This window comes from Pseudomonas extremorientalis (genome assembly GCF_001870465.1).
Lineage (GTDB): Bacteria > Pseudomonadota > Gammaproteobacteria > Pseudomonadales > Pseudomonadaceae > Aquipseudomonas > Aquipseudomonas extremorientalis.
Genome location: NZ_MDGK01000031.1, coordinates 252,383 through 270,033, shown reverse-complemented (window position 1 = coordinate 270,033; position 17,651 = coordinate 252,383). Strand labels below are relative to the sequence as shown.

The window sequence follows — 17,651 nt, the reverse complement described above, 5'->3', positions numbered from 1 at the left end:
GCACACGGCAGACAACCAACCTCTAGCGCAATCGCTTATTAGCGACGCAGACCCAGGCGACCGATCAGAGTCTGATAACGACCCAGATCCTTGCCTTTCAGGTAGTCCAGCAGCTTACGGCGCTGGTTTACCATGCGGATCAGACCACGACGCGAGTGGTGGTCTTTACCGTTGGCCTTGAAGTGACCTTGCAGCTTGTTGATGTTGTGGGTCAGCAGTGCAACTTGCACTTCTGGCGAACCAGTGTCACCAACAGCTTGCTGATAGTCAGCAACGATTTGTGCTTTTTCTTGAACGTCGAGAGCCATGAGGCAATCCTTTTTTCAGGAAACCACCCAAAGGGCAGTTTCAACAGGCCAGGGACAAATCCCTGTATCTAAAAATGAGTGTTGACCGTGCCTGTTAACAGCCACACTCGTTCGGTCATTCTGACCGAATCAGTCGACGCGGCGCGATGCGCCCGTCTTCGCTCACTTCACCGATACCGATAAAGCGACCGTTATGATCCTGTACCCGCACCATGCCGAACTTCGGGGCATCCGGGGCACGTACCGGCTGGCCGTTGAGCCAGTAGAACGCGCTGTGCTCCGAAAAGTGCAGCAATGGCCAATCGAGCAAACCGCTGTCCGATGGCATCAGGAAGCGATCAACTGCTTCATTGCCGCCTTCGGCGTGTACCGCTTCCAACTCTTCCAGCGTGACCGTCTGGGCCAGACTGAAAGGACCGGCCTGGGTGCGCCGCAGTTCTGCAACGTACGCGCCGCAACCGAGCTTTTCACCAATATCTTCCACCAGGGTACGGATATAGGTGCCTTTGCTGCAGTCCACGGCCAACCGGGCGGTGTCGCCTTCACAGGCGAGCAATTCCAAGCGCGCAATAGTAACAGAACGCGGTTCGCGCTCCACTACTTCGCCCGCACGTGCCAGCTTGTAAAGAGGCTGGCCATCACGCTTGAGCGCCGAGTACATCGGCGGTATCTGACTGATTTCCCCACGAAAAGCGGGTAAAGCAGCTTCAATATCAGCACGACCAACGGTCACGTCGCGAACCTGCAAAACATCACCTTCGGCGTCGGCCGTGGTGGTGGTCTTGCCCAGTTGCATCAGGGTTTCATAACCCTTGTCGGAGTCGAGCAGGTATTGGGAGAACTTGGTGGCCTCGCCAAAGCACAACGGCAACACGCCGGTGGCCAGTGGATCGAGGCTGCCGGTGTGCCCGGCCTTTTCGGCGTTGAGCAGCCAGCGGACCTTCTGCAACGCGGCATTGGAGGTAAAGCCAATGGGCTTGTCGAGCAGAATGATGCCGCTGACGTTGCGACGGATACGTTTGACCTGAGCCACCGCTTACTCCTTGGCGTCTTCAGGTGTGGACGGGTGCTGGCTGTCTTCAGCCACGGCGCGCTCGATCAGGGCCGACAGATGTGCACCCCGCACGACGCTCTCATCGTAGTGAAAGTGCAGCTGAGGAACACTGCGCAGCTTCATTTCACGGGCCAACTGCATGCGCAGGAAGCCTGCAGCCGAGTTGAGCACCTTGATGCTTTGCGCGATTTCTTCGCTGTTGTCCTGCCCCATCACGGTGATGAAGATCTTGGCGTGACCCACGTCACGGCTCACTTCAACGGCGGTGATGGTGACCAGGCCAACGCGTGGGTCTTTGACTTCGCGACGGATCAATTGGGCCAGCTCGCGCTGCATCTGATCGCCGATACGCTGGGTACGGCTGTATTCTTTTGCCATGTCTTGTTACCTGTTACTGCCACACGGTGAAACCCGTGGGGTCTGAAAGCGGCAAACGCCCGGCCTGACAAAAGCCAGACCGGGCGTTGCGTTTAGAGTCCGTACGCTGCGCGGGGCAATTGCATGCCCACGCGTTGCGTGGCTCCTGAAGTGCGCGAGTTAGAGGCTGCGAGCAACCTGAACCTTCTCGTAGACTTCGATCTTGTCGCCAGCCTTGACGTCGTTGTAGCTCTTGACGCCGATACCGCATTCCATGCCGGCACGTACTTCGGAAGCGTCATCCTTGAAGCGGCGCAGGGATTCCAGCTCGCCTTCGAAGATAACGATGTCTTCACGCAGTACACGGATAGGACGGTTACGGTACACAGTGCCTTCAACCACCATGCAGCCGGCGATCGCGCCGAATTTCGGCGAGCGGAACACGTCACGTACTTCGGCAATACCCAGGATGTTCTCCCGGACGTCGCTGCCAAGCATGCCGGTGAGGGCTTTCTTGACGTCTTCGATGATGTCGTAGATGACGTTGTAGTAACGCATGTCCAGGCCTTCCTGCTCGACGATCTTGCGAGCGCCGGCATCGGCACGCACGTTGAAGCCGAACAGTACAGCGTTGGAAGCCAGTGCCAGGTTGGCGTCGGATTCGGTGATACCACCGACACCGCCACCGACAACGCGCACTTGCACTTCGTCGTTACCCAGGCCGTTCAAAGCGCCGTTCAACGCTTCGAGGGAACCACGTACGTCAGATTTGAGGACGATGTTAAGCGTCTTCTTCTCTTCCTGGCCCATGTTCTCGAAGATGTTTTCCAGCTTGCCGGCGTGAGCACGGGCCAGCTTGACTTCACGGAACTTGCCTTGACGGAACAGAGCCACTTCACGGGCTTTCTTCTCGTCGGCAACCACGCTCATCTCGTCGCCAGCGTCCGGTGTACCGTCCAGGCCGAGGATCTCGACCGGGATAGCAGGACCTGCTTCCTTGATTGGCTTGCCGTTCTCGTCGAGCATGGCACGTACACGGCCGTAGTTCGAACCGACCAGCACCATGTCGCCTTGGCGCAGGGTACCGTCTTGAACCAGAACGGTCGCAACCGGGCCACGGCCCTTGTCCAGACGGGACTCAACTACAACGCCACGGCCAGGAGCCGATGGAGTAGCAGTCAGTTCCAGAACTTCGGCTTGCAGCAGAACGGCTTCGAGCAGTTCGTCAACACCAGTACCCATCTTCGCGGAAACCGGTACGAATGGAGTGTCGCCACCCCACTCTTCGGATGTCACACCGTGAACCGACAGTTCGCTACGGATGCGATCGAGATCGGCGCCCGGCTTGTCGATTTTGTTCACAGCGACTACCAGCGGAACGCCAGCTGCCTTGGCATGCTGAACGGCTTCGATGGTTTGTGGCATCACGCCGTCGTCGGCTGCAACCACCAGGATCACGATGTCGGTCGCCTTGGCACCACGGGCACGCATTGCGGTAAACGCAGCGTGACCAGGGGTATCGAGGAACGTCACCATGCCACGGTCGGTTTCAACGTGGTACGCGCCGATGTGCTGGGTGATACCCCCGGCTTCGCCTGCGGCTACCTTGGCACGACGGATATAGTCGAGCAGGGAGGTTTTACCGTGGTCAACGTGGCCCATTACGGTCACAACCGGTGCACGGGAAACCGCCTCACCTTCAAACTTCAGGGACTCGGCCAGGGAATCTTCCAGGGCGGTGTCGCTGACCAGGGTCACTTTGTGGCCCAGCTCTTCAGCAACCAGTTGGGCAGTTTCCTGATCCAGTACCTGGTTGATGGTGGCCGGTGTGCCCAGCTTGAACATGAACTTGATGATTTCAGCAGCCTTGACCGACATCTGCTGGGCGAGGTCGCCCACAGTGATGGTCTCGCCGATCTTCACTTCACGCACGACAGGGCCGGTTGGGCTCTGGAAACCGTGGGCGTTGCGTTTCTTCAGCTTGGCCTTGCCGCGACCACCACGACGGAAGCCATCGCTTTCCTCGTCGGTAGTACGTGGGGCAACGCGTGGAGCAGGCGCTTTCTCTTTGACCGAAGCACGATGCGGAGCGTTTTTGCGCTCGCCATCGCCACCACCACCGCGACGATTGTTATCGTCGGCACGTGGTTTGTCCGGACGACGAGGTTCGTCGCGTTTACGGGCGTCAGCAGCCGGTGCTGGTGCAGCGGCAACCGGAGCGGCCTCACGCACAGCTTCAACTGGCGCGCTAGGCGCGGCGACCGCTTCAGTGGCAGCAGGTTGCGCAGCAGCAGGCTGGCGACGCGCTTCTTCTTCGGCGCGACGCTTGGCTTCTTCTTCAGCCTTCTGACGAGCAGCATTTTCTACTGCGCGACGTTCTTCCAGTTCGCGTTTGCGCTCGGCTTCGATTTCTTCCGGGCTGCGCTGTACGAAGACTTTCTTCTTGCGTACTTCAACGCTGATGCTCTTGCTACCAGCAACACGCAGGGTGCTGGTGGTTTTGCGCTGCAATGTAATCTTGCGCGGTTCTTCCACTTTCGCCTTGTGGCTGCTCTTCAAGTGAGTCAGCAAAGACTGCTTCTCACTATCGCTCACACCTTCATCGGCGGCGGTGTGCGGCAGACCTGCCTCACGCATCTGCTGCAACAGGCGCTCTACCGGTGTTTTGACCTCATCGGCCAGTTGTTTCACCGTGACTTGCGTCATGCACTTCTCTCCTCAGGCCGCGCCTAGTTACTCGAACCAATGGGCTCGGGCGGCCATGATCAACTTGCCGGCACGATCATCGTCAATGCCGTCGATGTCGAGCAGATCGTCAATAGACTGCTCGGCCAGGTCTTCGCGGGTAATTACGCCGCGCACCGCCAGTTCCATCGCCAAATCCTTGTCCATACCCTCAAGCGAGAGCAGGTCTTCGGCCGGATGGGCGTCTGCCAGCTTTTCCTCAGTAGCGATGGCTTTAGTCAACAAACGATCCTTGGCCCGAGCGCGAAGCTCGTTGACGGTGTCTTCGTCAAAGCCGTCGATGTTGAGCATTTCTTCCAACGGTACGTAGGCAATCTCTTCCAGGCTGGTGAAGCCTTCATCTACCAGCACCTGCGCCAGGTCTTCATCGACTTCGAGCTCTTCGATGAAGTTGCGCAGGATGTCACCGGTTTCAGCTTGCTGCTTAGCCTGGATGTCCGATTCGGTCATCACGTTCAGGGTCCAACCGGTCAGTTGGCTGGCCAGACGCACGTTCTGACCACCACGACCAATGGCCTGAGCCAGATTGTCTGCGCCAACGGCGATGTCCATGGCATGGGCATCCTCGTCAACGATAATTGCCGCCACTTCAGCCGGCGACATGGCGTTGATGACGAACTGCGCCGGGTTATCGTCCCACAGCACGATGTCCACACGCTCGCCACCCAACTCGCCCGACACTGCCTGAACACGCGAACCGCGCATACCAATGCACGCGCCCTGCGGGTCGATGCGTTTGTCCTTGGAGCGGACCGCGATCTTGGCGCGCGAACCCGGGTCGCGGGACGCAGCCATGACTTCGATCAGGCCTTCGGCGATCTCCGGCACTTCGATACGGAACAGCTCGATCAGCATTTCCGGTGCGGTACGCGACAGGATCAGCTGCGGGCCGCGGTTCTCGGTGCGGATTTCCTTGAGCAGCGCACGCAGGCGCACGCCGACACGGAAGGTTTCGCGGGAAATGATGTCTTCGCGAGCCAGCAACGCTTCGGCGTTGTTGCCCAGGTCGACGATCACGTTATCGCGGGTGACCTTTTTCACGGTGCCGGAGATGATTTCACCCAGGCGCTCGCGATAGGCGTCAACGACTTGAGCGCGCTCGGCTTCGCGAACCTTCTGCACGATGACCTGTTTGGCGGTCTGTGCAGCGATACGGCCGAATTCGATCGATTCGATCTTTTCTTCGACGACATCACCGACCTTGGCACCAGGATGCGTTTCAGCAACCTTGCTTGGCCAGGTTTCGATGGCCGGATCATCAAGATCGGCTTCTTCGACGACCGTCCAGCGACGGAAAGTCTCATAGGCACCGGTGTGGCGGTTGATTTCCACACGCAGATCAACTTCGTCTTCAAAACGCTTCTTGGTAGCAGTGGCCAGGGCCAGCTCCAGCGCTTCAAAAATCACGTTTGCCGGTACGCCCTTTTCATTGGATACCGACTCAACAACCAGCAGTACTTCTTTGCTCATCGTACGCCTCGCCTTTCGCAAGCCATTGGATCCGCGGGATCCGCGTCTCAGTCAAAACTGGGAATAATGTTGGCCTTGTCGATCATATCGATCGGCAACAGGAATTCATGGTCTTCTACCTGCACCACGACATCCTGTTCTTCTACACCGCGCAGAAGGCCCTGAAAGTTGCGTCGCCCTTCAAAGGGAGATCGCAGCTTGATCTTCACTTGTTCACCGGCAAATTTTGCAAACTGATCAATAGTGAACAGTGGGCGTTCCATGCCTGGCGAGGAAACTTCGAGGGTGTATTCAACGGAGATCGGATCTTCAACATCCAGCACACCGCTGATCTGCCGGCTGACAATGGCACAATCGTCCACCAGCACGCCGCCCTCTTTATCGATATAAACGCGCAACATTGAGTGGCGACCTTGAGCCGAAAACTCAATACCCCAGCATTCATAGCCTAGGGCCACGACCACCGGGGCCAACAAGGCCTGCAACTCTTCTAGCTTGCTCGACACCTGAACCCCCTCGTGCATGTATGTGCATGCTGTGCAAAATAAAAAAATGGGCGAAACGCCCATCCTTGAAACGCCGTCGAACAGCGGCGTTGAAAGTGTCCAGCTAACAAAAAGCCCCTTAAAAGGGGCTCCGCTAAAACTGGTTGCGGGGGCCGGATTTGAACCGACGACCTTCGGGTTATGAGCCCGACGAGCTACCAGACTGCTCCACCCCGCGACAAAGCTGGGGCGGAAGTATACGACCGATCCCTTACAGGGTCAATGTAACCTTCCACCTACAAGAAAGCCCGCAACAGCGGGCTCTCCTGATAATTGGTACCGAGAAGGGGACTCGAACCCCTACACCCTATGGGCACAACCACCTCAAGGTTGCGTGTCTACCAATTCCACCACCTCGGCAATACAGCGTTTACAACCCTTCTTACTTCTGCTCTTGAGCTGGAGGCACGTCAGTCGCTGGAGTAGCCGACTTTTGCTCTTGAAGCACCGGGACATCATCAGAAGCCGGTTTTGCTTTTGGTACTTCCAACACTGCTGGGTTTGGGAGACCTACTTGAGTCAGCACATGAGCTTTCTCTTTAGCAAAGTAACCTAACCCCAAGCTGGTTATGAAGAAACCGGCGGCAAGTATAGCAGTAAACTTACTAAGAAAGGTAGAGGAACCTTGGCTTCCGAACACAGTATTTGAAGCACCTGCACCGAAAGACGCACCAGCATCCGCACCTTTACCCTGTTGCAGCAAAACCAGAGCAACTACGCTCAGAGCAGCCAACAGATGAAAAACGACTACGACTGTTTCCAGCATTTTTTCAGTTTCCCGCGGCGCGACAGATCGCACCGAACTCATCTGCATTCAGGGAAGCTCCACCAATGAGCCCCCCATCGATATCCGGCATGCCGAACAGTTCGACCGCATTGGCCGCCTTCACGCTGCCGCCGTATAGAAGCCGCACACCTTGTGCGACTTCAGAATTCTCTGCCGCCAACTGCGCGCGGATGGCTGCGTGCACATCCTGCGCCTGTTGCGGTGTAGCAGTCAGCCCGGTACCAATGGCCCAGACCGGCTCGTAAGCGATAACTGCCTTTGCAAACGCACCAACACCCAACTCCTCGATGATGCTGCCCAGCTGACGCGAGACAACTTCAAGAGTCTTGCCCGATTCGCGCTGCTCCAGGGTTTCCCCTATGCACAACACCGGAATCAAGCCACAAGCCTGTGCTGCTGCGAACTTGCGATTGAGTGTTCCATCACGCTCGCCCATCATCTGACGGCGCTCGGAATGCCCGACAAGCACATAGGAACAACCCGCATCGACCAACTGGCTCGGTGCAATCTCACCGGTCAATGCGCCTTGCATGGCTTCCACCGCAGAATTCTGCGCGCCGACCTGGATCGACTTGCCTTTCAAGCCATCAACCACTTGGGTGATATGCAAGCAAGGCGGGAAAACCGCGATATCAACACCGCTCGGCAAGGCCAAGTGACGAAGGCCATTGATCAGCTCAGCGACACTGGCGCGGGTACCGTGCATCTTCCAGTTACCAGCTACCATAGTGCGACGCATGCTGTACCTCGTCGGTCAAAGTGGGCGCAGATGTTACCCAACCACATCATCACTGGCAAGCCGAATTCAGGCGCAAACTTCAGTTACCAGTTTTGCCAGGTCTTCGGCATGGCCGCGAACCTGTGTTTCGTCATCACCTTCGACCATGACACGCACCAACGGCTCTGTGCCGGACTTGCGCAACAACACACGGCCACGCCCCTCCATAGCCAGGGTTACACGCTCACATGCCTCTTTGACAGCCGGATGCTCAATAGGATTTGAGCCGCCCGCAAAACGCACGTTCAGCAATACTTGCGGGCACTTGCGCATGGCCTGGCGCGCCTGGGCCAGACTTTCTTCACGACGCTTCATGGCCATAAGCACCTGCAGCGCAGCAATGATCGCATCGCCTGTCGTGGTGTGCTGGAAGCAGACTACGTGTCCGGAATTCTCACCACCTACCTGCCAGTTGCGCTCAAGCAGTTCCGCGATCACATAGCGGTCACCGACATTGGCACGCACGAACGGAATACCCAGATCCGCCAGGGCCAGTTCAAGCCCCAAGTTACTCATCAACGTACCGACGACACCCCCCTGCAGCTTGTTACGCTCATGCAGGTCGCGAGCAATGATGAACAGGAGGTCATCACCATCAACAATGACACCCGTGTGATCCACCATCAGTACACGATCACCATCACCATCAAAGGCAATACCCAGGTCGGCATGCCCGGCAAGTACGGCGGCCTGCAACTGCTCCATATGGGTGGAGCCGCAGTTCTCGTTGATGTTCAACCCGTTAGGCTGGGCCGACAGCACTGTCACGTCTGCGCCCAGCTCCTTGAATACGCTCGGCGCCACCTTGTAGGTCGCACCATGGGCGCAATCGACCACAATCTTCAGGCCGGCAAAACTGGTGCTGCTCGGCACACTGCTTTTGCAGAATTCAATGTATCGGCCGGAGGCGTCGTTGATACGCGACACCTTGCCAAGCTTGCTGGACTCAACCACCGTCATCGGCGCATCCAGGAGCTCTTCGATCATCAACTCGATCTCGTCCGGCAGCTTGGTGCCCTGGCCCGAGAAGAACTTGATGCCGTTGTCATCATGAGGGTTATGCGAGGCACTGATCACGATACCGGCTTCAGCGTGAAAGGTTCGCGTCAGGTAAGCGATGGCCGGCGTCGGCATCGGCCCCAGCAGCATCACATCGGCACCCGCGGCAGACAGCCCCGCCTCCAGCGCCGACTCGAACATGTAACCCGAAATCCGGGTGTCCTTGCCCACCAGGATGCGGCACGCGCCCATGCTGCGGAACGCCATACCTGCGGCCCAGCCGAGCTTTAGCATGAAATCAGGAGTAATCGGAAACTCGCCGACCCGACCGCGAATACCGTCGGTGCCAAAATATTTTTTAGTCATAAGTGCTCCATCATTCTTATTCGGCTGATTCTACCGCGGCAATCATACGCACCACATCCACCGTCTCGGCAACATCATGCACCCGCAAGATACGCGCACCCTTGGTGACTGCAAGCGCCGCCAGTGCAAGACCACCGTACAATCGCTCACCCACCGGGCGATTCAGCGCAAGCCCTATCATGCTCTTGCGCGAAACGCCGACCAGAAGAGGCCGACCAAGGGCATGCAAGGACTCCATATGCTTGAACAGACTTAGATTGTGCTGCAGGGTCTTGGCAAAGCCGAAACCAGGATCGAGGACGATCTTTTCCACAGCAATCCCGGCGGCAACGCAGTGCGCAACCCGCTCGGCAAGAAATCCACTCACCTCACCAACAAGATCATCATAGTGAGGACTGTCCTGCATATTGCTCGGCTCACCCAGCATATGCATCAGACACACCGGCAAACCGGTGGCCGCTGCCGCATCAAGCGCACCGTCACGCTGAAGGGAGCGGACATCGTTAATCATTCCCGCCCCCAGGCGCGCAGTTTCGCGCATTACCGCCGGGGTTGATGTATCAACCGAGATGATCACGTCCAGTTCACGCGCAATGCGTTCAACTATTGGCGCGACCCTCTCCAGCTCCTCTAAGGGAGAAACCAGTCGAGCACCAGGCCGAGTCGACTCACCGCCGACATCAATCAGGGTCGCTCCCGCCGCCACCATGGCCTCTGCATGACGCAATGCAGCATCGCGCTGGCTGAAGCGGCCACCATCGGAGAAAGAGTCGGGGGTTACATTGAGAATGCCCATGACATGCGTATGGGCCAAATCAAGAACCCGGTTGCCGCAAGGCAACCGGGTGGAGGACAACACAGAAGTCATTTCAAACCTTAGACGTCAGCTGCCGGGCCGCCAATCGGGGTTTCGGGGCGTTCGTTCTGGACCACGGGCGGAGTGCCAGAGGTGCCCGAACCGCCTTCCCAATCGCGAGGTTCACGCGGCGTGCGGCCGGCCATGATGTCGTCGATCTGGTCGGCATCAATGGTCTCGTACTTCATCAGCGCATCCGCCATGGCATCCAGCTTGTCGCGGTTATCCGTGAGGATCTGCTTGGCCGTGCCATAGCATTGGTCAATGATGCTGCGCACTTCGGAGTCGATCAGCTTGGCTGTCTCACCGGAGAAGCTGGCGTTTTGACCACCACCGCCACGCCCCAGGAACACTTCGCCTTCTTCTTCGGCATACATCAGCGGACCGAGTTTTTCCGACAAGCCCCACTTGGTCACCATGTTCCGTGCAATCTGGCTGGCACGCATGATGTCGTTGGAAGCGCCGGTGGTGACGCCGTCGAAGCCAAGGGTCATCTCTTCGGCAATCCGACCACCGTACAGCGAACAGATCTGACTGATCAGTGCGCGCTTGGACAGGCTGTAACGGTCCTCTTCCGGCAGGAACATCGTGACACCCAGCGCCCGACCACGCGGGATGATCGACACTTTGTAGACCGGGTCGTGCTCAGGCACAACACGACCGACAATGGCGTGACCGGCTTCGTGATAAGCGGTGTTCTGCTTCTCTTTCTCGGACATGACCATGGACTTGCGCTCGGCGCCCATCATGATCTTGTCCTTGGCCAATTCGAACTCTTTCATCTCCACGATACGCTTGCCGGTACGGGCAGCGAACAACGAGGCCTCGTTGACCAGGTTGGCCAGGTCGGCACCGGAGAAGCCAGGAGTACCACGGGCAATCACGGCCGGAGCCACATCGTCACCCATTGGCACTTTGCGCATGTGTACTTTCAGGATCTGTTCGCGACCACGGATATCCGGCAAGCCCACCACAACCTGACGGTCGAAGCGGCCTGGACGCAGCAATGCAGGGTCCAGCACGTCCGGACGGTTGGTAGCAGCGATCACGATGATGCCGTCGTTCATTTCAAAGCCGTCCATCTCAACCAGCAACTGGTTGAGGGTCTGCTCACGCTCATCATGACCGCCGCCCATGCCGGCGCCACGATGGCGACCGACGGCGTCGATTTCATCGATGAAGATGATGCAAGGCGCATGTTTCTTAGCCTGCTCGAACATGTCACGAACACGGCTGGCGCCCACACCGACGAACATCTCGACGAAGTCGGAACCGGAAATGGTGAAGAACGGCACCTTGGCTTCGCCGGCAATCGCCTTGGCCAGCAAGGTTTTACCGGTACCCGGAGGGCCAACCATCAGCACACCGCGAGGAATGCGGCCGCCCAACCGCTGGAACTTGCCCGGATCGCGCAGGAACTCGACCAGCTCGCCCACTTCTTCCTTGGCTTCGTCGCAACCGGCAACGTCAGCCAGCGTGGTTTTCACCTGGTCTTCGGAGAGCAGGCGTGCCTTGCTCTTGCCGAAACTCATCGGTCCGCCCTTGCCTCCCGCACCGCCTTGCATCTGACGCATGAAGAACATGAACACAGCGATGATCACCAGGATCGGGAAGCTGGCTACCAGCAACTGGGTCCAGATGCTCTGCTGCTCAGGCTGCTTGCCTTCGACGACCACGTGGTTATCCACCAGATCACCGATCAGACCGTTGTCCTGGATGGCCGGACGAATGGTCTTGAAGCTGTCGCCATCGTTGCGTTTGCCGGTGATCACGTAGCCATCAACCGCTACGCGCTCGACCTTGCCATCCTTAACTTGCTGGATGAAGTCGGAATAGTTGAGGGTCTGCGGCTCGTTAGGGCTGGAGAAGTTGTTCATCACCGTCACCAGGACAGCCGCGATGATCAACCACAGGATCAGATTCTTTGCCATATCGTTCAATTAACTACCCTCTGAAGCAAGCTCCGCTACTGGCGCGCGCTTCGCATGATATTCACCGGCCTAACTTACTACATTACCTACAACACTGGCAGGCGCCGTCTGTAACCCTTTGTGAAACTTTGACTACACAATATTCGTAAAGCTTCGTGACGAAAGCGATATAAAAAAACCTATCGACTCCCTTCAAACCTTCAAAGACGCTCATCACTGGCGGCGCCTTCGATGCCACGGAACCCCCGCGCCAGCAGATACTGCTCGCGAGACCGGTCACGCGAGGAGTCCGGCTTACGCATCTGCACCTTGTCGAACAGCTTGCGAATGTTCTTGTGGTACTCGTCGAAGCCTTCACCCTGGAAGACTTTGACCAGGAAATCACCACCCGGACGCAATACCCGACCCGCCAGATCCAGTGCCAATTCGCACAGGAACATGGCTCGCGGCATATCAACAGCCGGTAATCCACTCATATTGGGGGCCATGTCGGAAATCACAAGGTCCACCTGCGAATTTCCGACGGCTTCCAGGATTTCAGCCAGGACCGCGTCCTGGGTAAAGTCCCCGTGCACGAACGTCACATCCGGGATGCTGTCCATCTCCAGGATGTCGGAAGCGATCAACCGGCCTTGCCCACCAATCAGACGACTGGCCACCTGGGACCAGCCACCCGGGGCGGCACCCAGGTCGATCACGCTCATGCCTGGGCGGAACAATTTGTCCTTGTCCTGGAGTTCCAGCAACTTGTAGCTGGCCCGGGACCGGTAACCGTCCTTTTGCGCCTTTTTGACGTAAGGATCGTTGAAATGTTCTTGTAGCCACTTAAGGCTGGTTTTGGAACGGGCCACGGGCCACCTCGAAAAATAAAACGGGTCGTGATTAACTGGGCGGTCCCGGACTCGCTCGGGTAAACTGGCCGCCGCTTTTTACAAGATCAGACGCAGGGGTCAGATTATGCCGCTCACTCAAGAGCAGAAGAAACAGTACAAATCCATTGGCCACCATCTGAAACCAGTTCTGATTGTGGCAGATAACGGTTTGACTGAAGGTGTGTTAGCCGAATTCGAACGTGCACTGAACGATCATGAACTGATCAAGATCAAGGTCAACATCCTTGATCGCGAAGCTCGCCTGGCTGCTATTGCAGAACTGTGCAAGGCAGGCAAAGCAGACCTGGTCCAGGTCATCGGCAAGATGGCGCTGCTGTATCGCAAAAACTTCAGCGTCAACAAGCAACTGTCGAACGTACACCGCTTCAAGTAATAAAAAGGGTCACGGGCGTGCTTCGCGCGCCCCGCCACTCCATCCCGGTGCAGGCTGTAAAACCAGCACCAGGCCGGAGAACCCTAGCACAAGATAGCTGAATAGCTGCCAGCGCAACGCTTCCGGCAACCAGACATGCACCACGCAAAACATTGCGCATGCATACAGCGCCATCAACAGCAGTTGCCCGCGAATATCCCGCCACAAACTCCCCAAGCCCTCGGCCTTGACCAGCACCAATACCTGGAGTGTCACGCACGCCGCCGCAAAACCCACCAGCAGCGCACTGAGTAGTCCATCGATCTCGTCGATCAGCAGCGGTGCCAGGCCAATCAGGCCCAGCGCCGGCAACACACCGATGTGCAACAACCACAGGCCGCCCACCCAAAGCATCTGGGAGAGCTGCCAAAGCATGGCGCCCGCACGAAGCGGGCGCCGTCTTTCAGATGTGACGAACTTCAACAATCTCGTACTCGATCACACCGCTCGGCGTTTTCACAGCGACCACATCACCCTCTTCCTTGGCGATCAAGGCGCGAGCAATCGGAGACCCCACAGAGATCTTGCCTTGCTTGATGTCGGCCTCGTCCTCTCCCACGATGTGGTAGGTCACGCTTTCATCGGTCTCGACATTGGCGATTTCGACGGTCGTACCGAAGATCACCTTGCCCGTATGAGGAATGGTGGTCACATCGATGACCACGGAGTTCTGCAGACGGCCTTCGATGTCACGGATCCGCGCTTCGACCATACCTTGCTGCTCGCGGGCAGCGTGGTATTCGGCGTTTTCCTTCAGGTCACCCAGTTCGCGGGCCGTCCCGATGTCCTGGCTCAGCTTCGGACGGACGACCTTGGTCAGGTGGGCGTGCTCCTCTTCCAGGGCCTTGAAGCCCTGGACGGTCATTGGGTATTTGGTCATGCCTTCAATCCTGCGTGTAGATCCTGCAAGCGACGCACGGTCTTTTCCGGACCGAACTTGAGCGCTTCACAGATGGCTTCGCCAGCAGCAATGGTGGTGGTGCAGTAGATCTTGTGCTGCAAGGCGTTACGACGAATGGAATAGGAATCCGCGATCGACTGGCGACCTTCGGTGGTGTTGATGATCAGGGTGACTTCGTCATTCTTGATCATGTCGACCACGTGCGGACGGCCTTCCGTCACCTTGTTCACGCGACGCACTTTGAGGCCGGCAGCTTCGATCAGCTTGGCGGTCCCGGCAGTGGCCACGACTTCGAAGCCCAAGTTGATCAGATCGCGGGCCACGCCTGCAACCAGTGGCTTGTCGTCATCACGCACACTGATAAACGCAGTACCGCCGGTCGGCAGCACTTCGCTGGCGCCCATCTGGGCCTTGGCAAACGCCTCACCAAAGGTATCGCCAACGCCCATTACTTCACCGGTCGACTTCATCTCTGGGCCCAGGATCGGGTCCACGCCAGGGAATTTGGCGAATGGGAACACCGCCTCTTTCACACTGTAGAAGTTCGGAATGATTTCCTTGGTAAAGCCGATTTCCTTCAGGGTCTTACCAGCCATCACGCGGGCAGCGATCATGGCCAGGGACACACCGATGCACTTGGAAACAAACGGCACGGTACGCGAAGCACGCGGGTTGACCTCGATCACGTAGATGTCTTCGCCTTGCAACGCCAGTTGCACGTTCATCAGGCCGACAACACCCAGCTCCAGGGCCATTTTCTTGACCTGTTCGCGCATTTCGTCCTGGATGTGCGCCGGCAGCGAGTACGGCGGCAGCGAGCAAGCGGAGTCACCGGAGTGAACGCCCGCCTGTTCGATGTGCTGCATGATCGCGCCGATCACCACGTCGGTACCGTCGCACACCGCGTCCACGTCCATCTCGATGGCACAGTTGAGGAAGTGGTCCAGCAGCACCGGGCTGTCATTGGACACTTTCACCGCGTCACGCAGGTAACGCTTGAGCTCTTCTTCTTCGTAGACGATTTCCATCGCACGACCGCCCAGCACGTAGGACGGACGCACCACCAGCGGGTAGCCGATCTTGCTGGCGGCACGGATGGCTTCGTCTTCGCTGCGCACAGTGGCGTTTGGCGGCTGACGCAGGTTCAGGCGCTCAACCATTTGCTGGAAGCGCTCGCGGTCTTCTGCACGGTCGATGGCGTCCGGGCTGGTACCGATGATCGGCACGCCGGCCGCTTCCAGGGCACGCGCCAGTTTCAGCGGAGTTTGCCCGCCGTACTGGACGATCACGCCTTTTGGCTTCTCGACGCGCACGATTTCCAGCACGTCTTCCAGGGTCACTGGCTCGAAGTACAGACGATCGGAGGTGTCGTAGTCAGTGGAAACGGTTTCCGGGTTGCAGTTGACCATGATGGTCTCGTAGCCATCTTCGCGCAGGGCGAGGGCAGCGTGGACGCAGCAGTAGTCGAACTCGATACCCTGGCCGATGCGGTTCGGACCGCCGCCCAGGATCATGATCTTGTCGCGACCCGACGGCGCGGCTTCGCACTCCTCCTCATAGGTGGAGTACAGGTACGCGGTGTCGGTGGAGAACTCGGCCGCGCAGGTGTCAACACGCTTGTAGACCGGGAAGATCTCCAGCTTGTGGCGATGGGTACGCAGGTTCTTCTCGGTCACACCCAGCAGCTTGGCCAGACGCTGATCAGAGAAACCTTTGCGCTTGAGGCGGAACATCATGTCGCGGTCGATGCTGGCCAGACCCAGGGTCTTGACCTTCTCTTCTTCCTTGATCAGATCTTCGATCTGCACCAGGAACCACGGGTCGATCATGTTCATGCCGAAGATGTCTTCGACGGTCATGCCGGCACGGAACGCGTCCGCCACGTACCAGATGCGCTCGGCGCCCGGCACGGTCAGCTCGCGCTTGAGCACGCTCATGCTTTCCGGGTTGCTCAGGTCGAGTTTCTCGTCCAGGCCGCAAACGCCCACTTCCAGGCCGCGCAGGGCTTTCTGCAGGGATTCCTGGAAGGTACGACCGATGGCCATGACCTCACCGACAGACTTCATCTGGGTGGTCAGGCGCGCATCAGCCTTGGCGAATTTTTCGAAGGCAAAACGCGGCAGCTTGGTGACGACGTAGTCGATGGAAGGCTCAAAGGACGCCGGGGTCTTGCCGCCAGTGATGTCGTTCGACAGCTCGTCCAGGGTGTAACCCACGGCCAGCTTGGCCGCGACCTTGGCGATCGGGAAGCCGGTGGCTTTCGAAGCCAGGGCCGACGAACGGGACACACGCGGGTTCATCTCGATCACGACCATGCGGCCAGTGTTCGGGCAGATACCGAACTGAACGTTGGAGCCGCCGGTTTCCACGCCGATCTCGCGCAATACCGCCAGGGAGGCGTTACGCAGGATCTGGTATTCCTTGTCGGTCAGGGTCTGTGCCGGAGCCACGGTGATCGAGTCACCGGTGTGCACGCCCATCGGGTCGAAGTTTTCGATGGAGCAGACGATGATGCAGTTGTCCTTTTTATCGCGGACAACCTCCATCTCGTATTCTTTCCAGCCGATCAGGGATTCGTCGATCAGCAGCTCTTTGGTCGGCGACAGGTCCAGGCCGCGGGCGCAGATTTCTTCGAACTCTTCACGGTTGTAAGCAATACCGCCACCGGTGCCGCCCATGGTGAACGACGGACGAATGATGCACGGGAAACCCAGGGTCTCGAGGACCGCATTGGCTTCTTCCATGCTGTGGGCGATACCGGAGCGCGGGCAGGCCAGGCCGATGGACTTCATGGCCTTGTCGAAGCGCGAACGGTCCTCAGCCTTGTCGATGGTGTCGGCATTGGCGCCGATCATCTCTACGCCGAACTTTTCCAGGACGCCTTCGCGCTCAAGGTCCAGGGCGCAGTTCAGTGCGGTCTGGCCACCCATGGTCGGCAGCAGCGCGTCCGGACGCTCTTTCTCGATGATCTTGGCAACGGTCTGCCACTTGATCGGCTCGATGTAGGTGGCGTCGGCCATGGCCGGGTCGGTCATGATGGTGGCCGGGTTGGAGTTCACCAGGATGACGCGGTAGCCCTCCTCGCGCAGAGCCTTACAGGCCTGGGCGCCGGAGTAGTCGAATTCACAGGCCTGGCCGATCACGATCGGGCCAGCGCCGAGAATCAGGATGCTTTTTATGTCTGTACGTTTTGGCATGGGTTTGTCACTCAAATCCGCAGGTCAGTCGGCAAGCCGTCTTGAACAATCT

Annotated in this window: 16 protein-coding genes and 2 tRNA genes; 1 reads left to right on the top strand and 17 read right to left on the bottom strand. The window is 58.1% G+C overall.

Going from position 1 to position 17,651, the window contains the following annotated elements; all coding sequences use genetic code 11:
- Positions 1-38: 38 nt before the first annotated feature.
- The 14 genes from rpsO to rlmE form a co-directional block, all read right to left on the bottom strand.
- Positions 39-308 (bottom strand): 30S ribosomal protein S15, encoded by a 270-nt coding sequence (gene rpsO, locus BFN10_RS13040; protein ID WP_003177875.1) that lies wholly within the window; start codon positions 306-308, stop codon positions 39-41.
- Positions 309-423: 115 nt separating this feature from the next.
- Positions 424-1,341: a tRNA pseudouridine(55) synthase TruB gene (truB, locus tag BFN10_RS13035; RefSeq protein WP_034117853.1), complete on the bottom strand. Its 918-nt coding sequence runs from the start codon at positions 1,339-1,341 to the stop codon at positions 424-426.
- A 3-nt stretch (positions 1,342-1,344) separates the two neighbouring features.
- Positions 1,345-1,740 (bottom strand): 30S ribosome-binding factor RbfA, encoded by a 396-nt coding sequence (gene rbfA / locus BFN10_RS13030; RefSeq protein WP_003176137.1) that lies wholly within the window; start codon positions 1,738-1,740, stop codon positions 1,345-1,347.
- Between the two features lie 159 nt (positions 1,741-1,899).
- Positions 1,900-4,425, bottom strand: coding sequence for a translation initiation factor IF-2 (gene infB, locus BFN10_RS13025; RefSeq protein ID WP_071489997.1), 2,526 nt, complete (start codon positions 4,423-4,425; stop codon positions 1,900-1,902).
- 27 nt (positions 4,426-4,452) lie between these two features.
- Positions 4,453-5,934, bottom strand: coding sequence for a transcription termination factor NusA (nusA, locus tag BFN10_RS13020; protein ID WP_025857112.1), 1,482 nt, complete (start codon positions 5,932-5,934; stop codon positions 4,453-4,455).
- A gap of 47 nt (positions 5,935-5,981) precedes the next feature.
- Positions 5,982-6,440, bottom strand: a complete 459-nt coding sequence (rimP, locus tag BFN10_RS13015; RefSeq protein WP_003235029.1) for a ribosome maturation factor RimP — start codon at positions 6,438-6,440, stop codon at positions 5,982-5,984.
- Between the two features lie 140 nt (positions 6,441-6,580).
- Positions 6,581-6,657: transfer RNA gene (locus BFN10_RS13010), tRNA-Met, on the bottom strand.
- Positions 6,658-6,753: 96 nt separating this feature from the next.
- Positions 6,754-6,839: transfer RNA gene (locus BFN10_RS13005), tRNA-Leu, on the bottom strand.
- Positions 6,840-6,861: 22 nt separating this feature from the next.
- Positions 6,862-7,245, bottom strand: coding sequence for a preprotein translocase subunit SecG (gene secG, locus BFN10_RS28770; protein WP_003194191.1), 384 nt, complete (start codon positions 7,243-7,245; stop codon positions 6,862-6,864).
- A 4-nt stretch (positions 7,246-7,249) separates the two neighbouring features.
- Complete coding sequence (gene tpiA, locus BFN10_RS13000; RefSeq protein WP_015885920.1) at positions 7,250-8,005, bottom strand: triose-phosphate isomerase; 756 nt, start codon at positions 8,003-8,005, stop codon at positions 7,250-7,252.
- A 66-nt stretch (positions 8,006-8,071) separates the two neighbouring features.
- Positions 8,072-9,409 carry a phosphoglucosamine mutase gene (glmM, locus tag BFN10_RS12995; protein WP_071489996.1) on the bottom strand — a complete coding sequence of 446 codons (1,338 nt, stop codon included), beginning with the start codon at positions 9,407-9,409 and terminating at the stop codon, positions 8,072-8,074.
- 16 nt (positions 9,410-9,425) lie between these two features.
- Entirely contained in the window at positions 9,426-10,277 is an 852-nt protein-coding gene (gene folP, locus BFN10_RS12990) for a dihydropteroate synthase (protein ID WP_071489995.1), read from the bottom strand.
- 8 nt (positions 10,278-10,285) lie between these two features.
- Positions 10,286-12,196 carry an ATP-dependent zinc metalloprotease FtsH gene (gene ftsH / locus BFN10_RS12985; protein WP_058427653.1) on the bottom strand — a complete coding sequence of 637 codons (1,911 nt, stop codon included), beginning with the start codon at positions 12,194-12,196 and terminating at the stop codon, positions 10,286-10,288.
- Positions 12,197-12,396: 200 nt separating this feature from the next.
- The gene (rlmE, locus tag BFN10_RS12980; RefSeq protein ID WP_010206606.1) at positions 12,397-13,047 is read right to left on the bottom strand and encodes a 23S rRNA (uridine(2552)-2'-O)-methyltransferase RlmE; all 651 of its coding nucleotides are present in this window, start codon (positions 13,045-13,047) and stop codon (positions 12,397-12,399) included.
- A gap of 106 nt (positions 13,048-13,153) precedes the next feature.
- Between rlmE and yhbY the strand changes: the two genes are divergently transcribed.
- Positions 13,154-13,462 carry a ribosome assembly RNA-binding protein YhbY gene (gene yhbY / locus BFN10_RS12975; protein WP_028617972.1) on the top strand — a complete coding sequence of 103 codons (309 nt, stop codon included), beginning with the start codon at positions 13,154-13,156 and terminating at the stop codon, positions 13,460-13,462.
- Between the two features lie 9 nt (positions 13,463-13,471).
- On the opposite strand, the gene BFN10_RS12970 is transcribed toward yhbY, so the two are convergent.
- Genes BFN10_RS12970 through carB form a run of 3 tightly spaced genes read right to left on the bottom strand, consistent with a single transcriptional unit; the run spans position 13,472 to position 17,599 of the window.
- Positions 13,472-13,876: an MFS transporter gene (locus BFN10_RS12970; RefSeq protein ID WP_071489994.1), complete on the bottom strand. Its 405-nt coding sequence runs from the start codon at positions 13,874-13,876 to the stop codon at positions 13,472-13,474.
- 28 nt (positions 13,877-13,904) lie between these two features.
- Complete coding sequence (greA, locus tag BFN10_RS12965; protein ID WP_060752268.1) at positions 13,905-14,381, bottom strand: transcription elongation factor GreA; 477 nt, start codon at positions 14,379-14,381, stop codon at positions 13,905-13,907.
- Positions 14,378-17,599 carry a carbamoyl-phosphate synthase large subunit gene (gene carB, locus BFN10_RS12960; RefSeq protein WP_010206612.1) on the bottom strand — a complete coding sequence of 1,074 codons (3,222 nt, stop codon included), beginning with the start codon at positions 17,597-17,599 and terminating at the stop codon, positions 14,378-14,380. The genes greA and carB overlap by 4 nt, the downstream gene beginning before the upstream one ends.
- Positions 17,600-17,651: the final 52 nt, after the last annotated feature.